The 10,082-nt window shown below is 69.9% G+C and carries 8 protein-coding genes; 5 read left to right on the top strand and 3 right to left on the bottom strand.

The features are described from left to right. The first annotated feature begins 130 nt into the window (after window positions 1-130). Window positions 131-1,426, top strand: a complete 1,296-nt coding sequence (locus FMP39_RS36305) for a sensor histidine kinase KdpD (protein ID WP_228558632.1) — start codon at window positions 131-133, stop codon at window positions 1,424-1,426. Between the two features lie 115 nt (window positions 1,427-1,541). Here the strand turns inward: FMP39_RS36305 and FMP39_RS36300 are convergent, their stop codons facing one another. Then, window positions 1,542-2,999, bottom strand: a complete 1,458-nt coding sequence (locus FMP39_RS36300; protein ID WP_141594526.1) for a hypothetical protein — start codon at window positions 2,997-2,999, stop codon at window positions 1,542-1,544. Between the two features lie 186 nt (window positions 3,000-3,185). After that, window positions 3,186-5,150, bottom strand: a complete 1,965-nt coding sequence (gene htpG / locus FMP39_RS36295; RefSeq protein ID WP_141594525.1) for a molecular chaperone HtpG — start codon at window positions 5,148-5,150, stop codon at window positions 3,186-3,188. A gap of 227 nt (window positions 5,151-5,377) precedes the next feature. On the opposite strand from htpG, the gene FMP39_RS36290 reads away from it, so the two are divergent. The 4 genes from FMP39_RS36290 to FMP39_RS36275 all read left to right on the top strand — a co-directional run bounded on the left by FMP39_RS36290 (window position 5,378) and on the right by FMP39_RS36275 (window position 9,601). Further along, window positions 5,378-7,072: a hypothetical protein gene (locus FMP39_RS36290; protein ID WP_141594524.1), complete on the top strand. Its 1,695-nt coding sequence runs from the start codon at window positions 5,378-5,380 to the stop codon at window positions 7,070-7,072. 79 nt (window positions 7,073-7,151) lie between these two features. Beyond that, the gene (locus FMP39_RS36285; RefSeq protein WP_141258776.1) at window positions 7,152-7,940 is read left to right on the top strand and encodes a fatty acid desaturase; all 789 of its coding nucleotides are present in this window, start codon (window positions 7,152-7,154) and stop codon (window positions 7,938-7,940) included. Between the two features lie 33 nt (window positions 7,941-7,973). Continuing rightward, entirely contained in the window at window positions 7,974-8,963 is a 990-nt protein-coding gene (gene msrP / locus FMP39_RS36280; protein ID WP_141594523.1) for a protein-methionine-sulfoxide reductase catalytic subunit MsrP, read from the top strand. 11 nt (window positions 8,964-8,974) lie between these two features. Then, window positions 8,975-9,601, top strand: a complete 627-nt coding sequence (locus FMP39_RS36275; protein ID WP_141594522.1) for a sulfite oxidase heme-binding subunit YedZ — start codon at window positions 8,975-8,977, stop codon at window positions 9,599-9,601. Window positions 9,602-9,631: 30 nt separating this feature from the next. Here the strand turns inward: FMP39_RS36275 and FMP39_RS36270 are convergent. Further along, window positions 9,632-10,082 (bottom strand): response regulator (locus tag FMP39_RS36270; RefSeq protein WP_141594521.1); only part of this gene is annotated, 451 nt, incomplete at its 5' end.

The raw sequence follows: 10,082 nt of genomic DNA, 5'->3' as shown, positions 1-10,082 counted from the left end.
CGTTCGCGCCACGCATCAGGTAGGGTGATGCTTTCCCCTGGAGGGCGTGATGCGGTTGCGGACCTTCCTCACCCTCGGAGCGGTACTCCTTGCGGTTCTGGGGCTGGGGTCCGCGGGTGGACTCTTCTGGATGACCACCCTGCTGCAGCGGCAGACCACCAGCCTCATCGACGCGGCGGAGCGGGTGCGCGCGGCGGCCGAGCTGGAAATCACCTTGCTGCTGCTCCAGTACGCTCACGAGGTGGAAGGTATCGGGCCCACGGACATCGGGCCGCCCGTCGGCGTGGACGCGCTGGTGCGCGAGGTGCCAGAGCGGCTGGCCCATGTCGAGATGTACACGGAGACGGAGGCGGAGCGCGGGCTGGTGGCGGCTTCCCGCGCGAGCGTCGAGGCCTATCTCAATGCGCCGGAGCCGGACCGGCGGCGCCGGTTGGCGCAGGCAGTGGATGCGACGCGGGCGGTGATGGACTCCAGCATCGCGCGGGCGCGCGCGGCTCGCGACGAGGCGACCGCCGTGCGGCGAACGGGGCGGCTCATTGGAACGTTGCTCGCGGTGTCGGTGCTGACGGGCGTGGTGCTGTTCCTCGCCATCGCGCAGACGAGCATCTACCGGCCGCTGGTGGCCATCCGCCGCGCGTTGAGTGCGTTCAAGTCAGGCCGGCGTGAATCCCGGGTGGCGCGCGCGGGGCCGCCGGAGCTCCAGGAGATTGGCGCGGAGTTCAACGACATGGCGGAGACCGTCACCAGTCAGGACGCGCGGCAACTCCAGTTCCTCGCGGGCGTGGCGCACGACCTGCGCACGCCGCTCAACGCGCTGAAGCTGTCGGCGCAGATGCTGCTGCGGGCCAAGACGGCGCCTCCGCCGGAGAAGGTACGGGATTCGCTGGTGCGCATCTCCAACCAGGTGGACCGGTTGGAGCGGATGGTGGGCGATCTGCTGGACCGGACGCGCATCGAGGCGGGGAACCTGGAGCTGCGGCTGGAGGAGTGCGACTTGCGCGGGTTGGTGGAGGAGGTGGTGGAGCTCCACCGGCCGTCGAGCGAGCATCACCGGCTGGAGTGCTCCGTGCCGGACTCGCCCGTGCCCTGGCGGTGTGATTCGACGCGGCTGTCGCAGGTGCTCACCAACCTGGTGAGCAACGCCATCAAGTACTCGCCCGAGGGCGGGGTGGTGTCGCTGCGGCTGGAGTCCTCGGAGCGCGACGTGTCGGTGTCCGTGACGGATGAAGGCGTGGGGATTCCGCCCGACGACCTGGGCACCCTCTTCGAGCCGTTCAAGCGCAGCCGGACCGCGGCGAAGGACATCCCCGGCGTGGGGCTGGGGCTCTCCGTGTCCCGCCGGATTGCCCGGGCGCACGGGGGGGACATCGAGGTGGAGAGCGTCGTTGGCACGGGCTCTACGTTCCGGCTCCGCCTGCCGCGCTAAGGGGCGTTCGGGGCGCGGGTGTGCAGCTGCTCGTTGCCCACGCCCGGAACGATGCTCCGGGCGTGGTGACACCGTGTCTGGAGGCCGGAAGCCGTGCTCCCGGCCCATTGGGACGTCAGGGAATCGGCGTGGCGGCGTGGCCGCGGCCCGGCGGCGGCGTGCCGGGCGGAGGCGGCGGCAGCACGTGCGCCATGCCGGCGTAAGGGCCCGGCTGACGGCCATCACCGCCGGTGCTCAGCATCAGCGCGATGACCGAGCGGCCCTCCAGCGACACCTCGCGGTGCTCCACCAGCTCGCGCATGGGCACGTCCACCGAGCCGAGCAGCTCGCTCCCGTTCGGCCCGTCCATGTACACCTGGAAGCCGACCCGCCGGTCGTCGAAGGCATTGGCGACAGCGACGAACTCCGCGTCATACGCCGTGTAGATGCCGTCACGCCCCTGCGTCGTCAGGTGCATTCCGTCCGGATGGTGGACCTCGATGCGCAGCCTCGGGCGATTCTCGTGCGGAATGCTCATGGCCAGGTCCTTCACCAGGTCCGTCATGCCACGCTGCCGGGCCATCTGGGTCACCCGGTTGGCCAGCCGCGTGAAGATGTCGTTCGACGCGCCGACCCAGGCCCGGCCATCCGGCCGGCCCGGCGTCACCAGCACCGAGCGCAGCACGACGCGGTAGGGCCGCAGCTGCACCCGCTCCAACTGGTGGTTGGCATATCCGTCGTCCTGACCCGTGCGCAGCGCCACATGGTAGGCATCCGCCGCCCCGTTCCAGTCGCGGCCCGCGATGCGCTGGTCGGCGAGGGCCATGTGGCGCACGTACGCCTCCAGCGGCGCGGCCCGGCCACCCTGCCGCAGGCTCAGCGCGGCGCCGTAGCTCTGCTGCGCGCGCCCCCAGTCACGCTGCGCCCGCGCGGCGTCGCCCTCGCGCGACAGCCGCTCGACCTCCTCGGTGATGAAGTGCTCATACTCCGCGGCGATGTTCTGCGCCCACGCCGAGGCGGAGGCGTCCAGCCGCAGCACCAACTGCGCCAGCTCGTGGGCCGCGATGAAGTTGCCCTCGTGCAGGTACCGGTCTGCCTGGGCACGCCCCTGGGTGGTGATGATGCGCCGCACGTCCTCCGCGCGCGTCTTGACCTCGGGCACCGGGGAGAGCTGCAGCGCCCGGTCCATCAGCGAGGCGGCCTCCGCGTACTGTCCCTGCTGCGCCTGCTGGACGGCCGTGTCCAACTGGCCCATCGCCACCTGCTGCGCCGCGTTCGCGCGGAACGACGCAATCTCCGCGTTGCCCGGCTCCACGGACAGGGCGAAGTCGGACTCGGCGAGCGCACAGCCCCAGTCATTCACCTGCGCGCACGTCTGCGCCCGCTGCTGCGCATCCTGGAGCGCCTTGGTGCGGGCCGCGTCGAACTTGAGCTTGATTTCGGGGCTGTCCGGCTCGCTGGCCAGCGCTTGCCGGTAGGACGCATACGCGGCCTTCCAATCCCCTACGGCCGCGGCGCGGTCTCCCGTCTTTTCGTGCGCTGCGCACGCCTGGAGGACCACGGCTGCGAACAACCCCAGAACCACTCGCTTCATGTCGTCGGACTCCCCTCGATATTCCGAGGGACGATAGCCGACGCGCCCCGGGGAAGCCGATACCCCCGCCCCGGGTCGGGCATTCCCCGGGCCCGGGGCCTCCCTGAAGCAGCCGGGCGCACCAGGCGCCCGCCCGGGCTTCGGACGCCCCCTCTCGAAGCGAGAGGGGGCGTGGGTGACGGCGTCTCAGCTCGCCGTCGCCGAGGCGGAAGCCTGCGCTGGAGCGGGCGCCGCCGCCAGGGCCGCCACCTGCGTCAACAGCCCCGTCATGCGGCGGGCGAAGCGGTTGGGGTCGGCGATGGTGCTGCCCTCGGTGAGCAGCGCCTGGTCGTGGAGCAGCTCAATCCACTCCGCCACCTGGGTTGCGGCCGGGTCGCGGTCATGCACGGCCTTCAGGTGCTCGATGACGGGGTGCTTCGGATTCACTTCCAGGATGCGCTTCATGCGCGGCATGCCCGCGCCCCGGCCGCGCTGCTGGAGCAGGCGCTCCAGGTAGGCCGGCGAGCCGCCCTCCGGCACGACGAGGCACACGGGCGAGTCCGTCAGGCGGTCCGTCACACGCACCTCGCGCACCGACTCCTGGAGCACGTCCTTCATCTTCGTGGTGAGCGTCTTCAGGCCTTCGGCGTGCTGCTCCTGCTCCTTCTTCTGCTCGTCCGTGGACTGGAGCTTCAGGTCCGCCTGGAGCGCGGACACCAGCGGCTTGCCCTGGAACTCGCGCAGGCCCTGCGCGGCCCACTCGTCCACCGGGTCCGTCATGTAGAGGACCTCGAAGCCGCGCTGCTTCAGCGCCTCCAGGTGGGGGCTGTCCGCCACCGCCTTCCGGGACTCGCCGTAGACGTAGTAGATGGCCTCCTGGCCTTCCTTCATGCGGCCCACGTAGTCCGCCAGGGACGTCAGGCCCTCCTCGCGCGAGCTCTCGTAGCGCAGCAGGCCGCCCAGCTTGTCCTTCTGCTCGGCCTCCGTGGCCAGGCCTTCCTTCAGCACCGTGCCGAAGGCCTTCCAGAAGGTGAGGTAGTCGTCCGGCTTGTCCTTGGCCAGCTTCTCCAGCAGGTCCACGGACTTCTTCACCACGTGCTTGCGGATGGCGCGCACCACCTGCGAGTCCTGGAGCAGCTCGCGCGACACGTTCAGCGGCAGGTCATCCGAATCGATGACGCCGCGCACGAAGCGCAGCCACTGCGGCACCAGCTCCTCGCAGCGGTCCATGATGAACACGCGCTTGACGAACAGCCGCACCCCGCGCTGCTGCTGCGCGTCCAAGTCGAACGGAGGCTGCTTGGGCACGAAGAGCAGGCCGGTGAACTGGGTGTTGCCGTCCGCCTTGAAGTGCGTCCACGCCAGCGGCGCTTCCCAGTCGTGCGTCAGGTGCTTGTAGAACTCCTGGTACTGCTCGTCCGTGATTTCGGACTTGGAGCGCTGCCACAGGGCGCTGGCCTTGTTGACCACCTCCAGTGACGTCTCCGTCTTCGCCTCGTCGCCGGTCCCCGTCGTCTTGCTCACCTGGAGCTTGATGGGGTGGCCCACGTAGTCGGAGTACTGCGTGATGAGCGACCGCAGCCGCCACTCGCCCAGGAACTCCTTCTGGTCCTCCTTCAGGTGCAGGATGATGGAGGTGCCGCGCGCGGCGCGCTCGGCGGGCTCCACCGTGAAGGAGCCCTTGGCTTCCGACGTCCACCGCCAGGCGGACTGGCCCTGGCCGGCGGCGCGGCTGACCACCTCCACGCGGTCCGCGACCAGATAGGCGCTGTAGAAGCCCACGCCGAACTGGCCGATGAGCTGCATGTCCTTCTGCTGGCCCTTCTGCGCCAGCGTCTCGATGAACTCGCGCGAGCCGGAGTGGGCGATGGTGCCCAGGTTCTTCACCAGCTCGTCATGCGACATGCCGATGCCGGTGTCCTCGATGGTGAGGGTGCCCTTCGCCTCGTCCGGGATGAGGCGCAGCTCCAGGGCCGGCTCGTCCGCCAGCAGCTCCGGCTCCGTAATCGCGCGGAACCGGAGCTTGTCGAGCGCGTCGGAAGCGTTGGACACCAGCTCGCGGAGAAAAATCTCCTTGTGGCTGTAGAGCGAATTGATGACCAGGCTGAGGAGCTGATTGATTTCCGCCTGGAATGCGTGGGTCTCCCGCTGGGGGGCGTTTTCGACGGTCATGGTGACAGGGGCCTCCGGGGCGCCCGGTGGGGCGCCAGCGTCGCTTTCCCTTAACCATGGAAATCCGCTTGTCGAGTCCGGACCGTCCGCCCGCCCGCCCGCACAGGGACGGGTGTGCGGGTGGCCCCTTCCGGGTGCGCGCGAATGAGGGGGAAATGTGGGACGTTGGGTTTTCAGATGTGAGGACCGCTGGGAGGGCAGGCCCGGGTTGGAGTAGGGAAGGGGACATGAACCGTACCCTCCTGTCCCTGCTCGGCGCGGCGATGCTGTCGGGCGCCGCCACCGCCGCGGAGAAGACGCCCCCTGCCCGTTTCCCGGATGCCGCGGAGCTCCAGCGCCTGACGGCGCGCTTCGCCCCGGTGGAGCTCCGGGTGGACCTGAAGGCGCTGCCGGAGTCCGAGCGCCGCGCCCTGGCCCGCATCGTCCAGGCCTCGAAGCTGATGGACGCGCTCTTTCTGCGTCAGCGGTGGGCGGGCAACGAATCGCTGCTGCTGGACCTGGTCCACGACACGACGCCGCTGGGCCGCGCGCGGCTGCAGGCGTTCCTGTTGGACAAGGGCCCCTGGAACAGCCTCGACGAGGCGCGGCCCTTCATTCCGGGTGTGCCGGCCAAGCCCGCGTCCGCGAACTTCTATCCGGCGGGCGCCACCCAGGCGGAGGTGGAGGCGTGGGTGAAGTCGCTGCCCGAGGCGCAGCAGAAGGAGGCCACCGGCTTCTACACCACCATCCGCCGCGGCACGGATGGCCGCTTCATCTCGGTGCCTTACAGCGTGGAGTACCAGGGCGAGCTGGCCCAGGCCGCCGCGTTGCTGCGTGAGGCCGCCGCGCTCACCCAGCAGCCCACGCTGAAGGCGTTCCTCACCTCGCGCGCGGATGCGTTCCTGTCCAACGACTACTACGCCAGCGAGGTGGCGTGGATGGAGCTGGACGCCAGCATCGAGCCCACCATCGGGCCCTACGAGGTCTACGAGGACGAGTGGTTCAACTACAAGGCCGCCTTCGAGGCCTTCGTGGGCGTGCGCGACGACGCGGAGACGCAGAAGCTGGCGAAGTTCAGCGGGCAGCTCCAGGGGCTGGAGAACAACCTCCCCATCGACCCGAAGCTGCGCAACCCGAAGCTGGGCGCGCTGGCGCCCATCCGCGTCATCAACAGCCTGTTCTCCTCCGGTGACGGCAACCGGGGCGTGCAGACGGCCGCCTTCAACCTGCCCAACGACGAGCGGGTGTCGGAGAAGATGGGCTCCAAGCGCGTGATGCTGAAGAACGTGCAGGAGGCCAAGTTCGAGCGCGTGCTGCTGCCCATCGCCAAGGTGGCCCTCACCCCGGCGGACCAGAAGGACGTCTCCTTCGATGCCTTCTTCACGCACATCCTGATGCACGAGCTGATGCACGGCCTGGGGCCCAGCAACATCACCGTGGGTGGCAAGGCCACCACCGTGCGTAAGGAACTCCAGTCGGCCTCCAGCGCCATCGAAGAGGCGAAGGCGGACATCTCCGGCCTGTGGGCGCTCCAGCGCCTGGTGGACACCGGCGTCATCGACAAGTCGCTGGAGCGCACCATGTACACGACGTTCCTGGCCTCCGCCTTCCGCTCCATCCGCTTCGGCGTGGACGAGGCGCACGGCAAGGGCATCGCCGTGCAGCTCAACTCCTTCCTGGACACCGGCGCGGTGAAGGTGAACGCGGACGGCACCTTCTCCGTGGTGCCAGCGAAGATGAAGCAGGCCGTCATCTCGCTGACGAAGCAGCTCATGGAGATTCAGGGCCGAGGCGACCGGAAGGCCGCCGAGGCGCTGCTGGCGAAGCACGGCGTGGTGCGCCCGCCCGTGCGGCGCGTGCTGGAGCGCCTCAAGGACGTGCCGGTGGACATCGAGCCGCGCTACGTCACCGCGGAGGAGCTGGTACGCGACGTGAAGAAGTAGCCACCGGCCCATTGCCCCGCCCCGCCGCCTGGGCATTTCCCATGCGCGGCGGGCCGGCGATGGCCAGAAAGCAGGAGAGATGGAGACTTCCGCCCGCCAACTCCGTCCAGCGCCGCCCGGTCCCTGGGGCGTCGTCATCGCGCTCGTCATCATGGGCGCGTGGGGTGGGCACCTTGCCTGGGCGCTGACACGGGCGGAGCTGCCGTGGGTGGAGCCACTCACCTGGCTGCACGTCGCTCTCCAGGCCTGGCTGTGTACGGGCCTCTTCATCACCGGCCACGACGCCATGCACGGCACGGTGTCCGGCCGGCGCTGGGTGAACGAGGCCGTGGGCACGGTCGCCTGCTTCCTCTTCGCGGGGCTGTCCTACCGTCGCCTGGTGGTGAACCACCGTGCCCACCATGCCCGACCCACGAGCGAGGCGGACCCGGACTTTTCCACCCACAGCCAGTCCTTCTGGCCGTGGCTGGGCACCTTCATGGCCCGCTACACCACGCTGCCCCAGCTGGGGGTGATGGCGGCCAAGTTCAACGTGCTGCTCTTCCTGGGCGTCTCCCAGCCACACATCCTCGGCTATTGGGTGCTGCCCTCGGTGCTGGGCACGTTGCAGCTCTTCTACTTCGGCACCTACCTGCCGCACCGGCGCCCGGAGACGCCGGACATGGCCCCGCACCACGCGCGCACGCTGCCGCGCAACCACCTGTGGGCCCTGCTGTCGTGCTTCTTCTTCGGCTACCACTGGGAGCACCACGAGTCCCCGGGCACACCCTGGTGGCGGCTGTGGCGCCTGAAGGACGCCCGTGCCCGTGAGGCCGCGCTGACGCAGAGCGCCGGGACGCTCCCGGGACAGGAAGGCACTGCCCGGTAACGCGCGGGCGGCCTGGGCCGTTATACAGGGGCCATGCGCGACAAGCCGCCCGCTGAGCCGCCCAGCTCCGAAGTCACCCCCGAGAAGACGTACCTGCGCCGGCGCGAGCTGCTGAAGAACGCGGGCCTCTTCGCGGGCACGGCCGTCGCCGTCGCCGGAGGGCTGCACCTGCTGGGCCGCAAGCAGACGCGCCCCATGGACCGCTTCGTCCCGGACGCGGGGCTGGTGGAGCAACCGGTGGCGCAGGCGATGGGCCCCTTCGACACGGACGAGCCGCGCACGCCCTACGAGGACGTCACCACCTACAACAACTTCTACGAGTTCGGCTTCGACAAGAACGACCCGGCCCGCTTCGCGCACACGCTGAAGCCGAAGCCGTGGAGCGTCGTCATCGACGGCGAGGTGCACAAGCCGCGGACGGTGGACGTGGAGCAGCTCACGTCCTGGTTCTCCCTGGAGGAGCGCGTCTACCGCATGCGCTGCGTGGAGGCCTGGTCCATGGTGATTCCGTGGCTGGGCTTCCCGCTGGCGGCGCTGCTCCAGCGCGTGGAGCCCACCAGCCACGCGAAGTACGTCGCCTTCACCACGCTGCTGGACCCGGAGCAGATGCCGGGCCAGCGCCGCGCCCTGTTGGATTGGCCGTACACGGAAGGACTGCGCCTGGACGAGGCGATGAACCCGCTCACGCTGCTGGCCACGGGGCTCTACGGCCGGCAGTTGCCCAACCAGAACGGCGCGCCGCTGCGGCTCGTGGTTCCTTGGAAGTATGGCTTCAAGGGCATCAAGTCCATTGTCCGCATCCGCCTCACGCGGGAGGAGCCCATGACGACGTGGCGCCTGTCCGCGCCGCGCGAGTATGGCTTCTACGCCAACGTGAATCCTTCCGTGCCTCATCCGCGCTGGAGCCAGGCCAGCGAGCGCCGCATCGGTGACTTCGAGCGCCGCCCCACGCTGCCCTTCAACGGCTACGCGGAGCAGGTGGCCCACCTCTACACCGGCATGGACCTGCGCCGGTTCTACTGAGTCCCCGCGCCATGGCCTCGTCTCCGTATCCCTGGCTCAACCCCGCGCTCGTCGTGGGGGGCCTGTCGCCGCTGCTGATGCTCGCCGTCCAGGGGCCCCGGGGTGAGCTGGGGCCCAACGCGATTGAAGCCGCGCTCCACCAGACGGGGCTGCTGGCGCTGGTGCTGCTGGTGGCCTCGCTGACGTGCACGCCGCTGCGGCTGGTGGCGGGGTGGACGTGGCCCGCGCGCGTGCGCCGCACGCTGGGCCTCCTGGCCTTCACCTACGCGGTGGCACACTTCCTCGTGTACGCGGTGCTGGACCAGGGGCTGGCGTGGGGCGCGCTGTGGGCGGACGTCACCGAGCGCCCCTTCATCACCGTGGGCTTCGCCGCGCTGGTGCTGCTGGTGCCCCTGGCCGTGACGTCGACGAACCGGTGGGTGCGGCGGCTGGGCTTTCCGCGCTGGCAGCGCCTGCACCGGCTGGCCTACGGGGCCGCGGCGCTGGGCGTGGTGCACTTCGTGTGGCGCGTGAAGAAGGACGTCACCGAGCCGCTCATCTACGGCGCGGTGCTGGCGCTCCTGATGGCCGTTCGCGTGGGTGAAGCCCTGCGAAAACGCCGGGCCCGCGCCGCTGCGGCGGCCCGGAACCCGGCGTGAGTGAAGCGGCGCCCAGAGGGGCGCGGCGCGCTACTTGCGCGGCAGCGGGAGGATGGTGTCCACCAGCGTCATGAGCTGCGCGCAGCTCACCGGCTTGCGGACGAAGGCGCTGATGCCGGCCTTCTGACCCAGCGCGCGCACCTCCGCCACGTTCGGGTCGCCCGTCATCATCAGGATGGGCACCTTGGCCAGACGCGGGTTCGCGCTGGCGCGAATCTGCGCGGCGAAGTCCGCGCCGTTCATCCCATCCATGTGGAAGTCCGTGAGGACCAGGTCCACTGGCTCCGCTTCCGACACCTTGAGGCCTTCCTCGGCGGACTCCGCTTCGAGGAACTCGAAGTTGCGAGCCATGAGGTAGATCTTCAGCAGCGTGCGGATGGAGCGGCTGTCATCCACCAACAGCACGCGCTGTGGAGCCGTGCCCGCGGCGGGGCGCGCGCCCAGGGGGCGGGTCGTCTCCGTCGTGCTGCGGAGGGGGAGG

Origin of the sequence: Myxococcus sp. AB056 (assembly GCF_006547365.1) — a bacterium.
In the GTDB taxonomy this organism is placed as follows: Bacteria; Myxococcota; Myxococcia; order Myxococcales; family Myxococcaceae; genus Myxococcus; species Myxococcus virescens.
The sequence above is the reverse complement of the archived record's forward strand: the minus strand, read 5'-3'. Positions and strand labels throughout refer to the sequence as shown.

What these genes read in the sequence shown, in the direction of transcription:
- FMP39_RS36285 (WP_141258776.1), top strand. Translation starts at nt 7,152, where the DNA reads ATGGAGACTTCCGCCCGCCAACTCCGTCCAGCGCCGCCCGGTCCCTGG.
- FMP39_RS36290 (WP_141594524.1), top strand. Translation starts at nt 5,378, where the DNA reads ATGAACCGTACCCTCCTGTCCCTGCTCGGCGCGGCGATGCTGTCGGGC.
- htpG (WP_141594525.1), bottom strand. Translation starts at nt 5,150, where the DNA reads ATGACCGTCGAAAACGCCCCCCAGCGGGAGACCCACGCATTCCAGGCG.
- FMP39_RS36300 (WP_141594526.1), bottom strand. Translation starts at nt 2,999, where the DNA reads ATGAAGCGAGTGGTTCTGGGGTTGTTCGCAGCCGTGGTCCTCCAGGCG.
- FMP39_RS36305 (WP_228558632.1), top strand. Translation starts at nt 131, where the DNA reads ATGACCACCCTGCTGCAGCGGCAGACCACCAGCCTCATCGACGCGGCG.
- msrP (WP_141594523.1), top strand. Translation starts at nt 7,974, where the DNA reads ATGCGCGACAAGCCGCCCGCTGAGCCGCCCAGCTCCGAAGTCACCCCC.
- FMP39_RS36275 (WP_141594522.1), top strand. Translation starts at nt 8,975, where the DNA reads ATGGCCTCGTCTCCGTATCCCTGGCTCAACCCCGCGCTCGTCGTGGGG.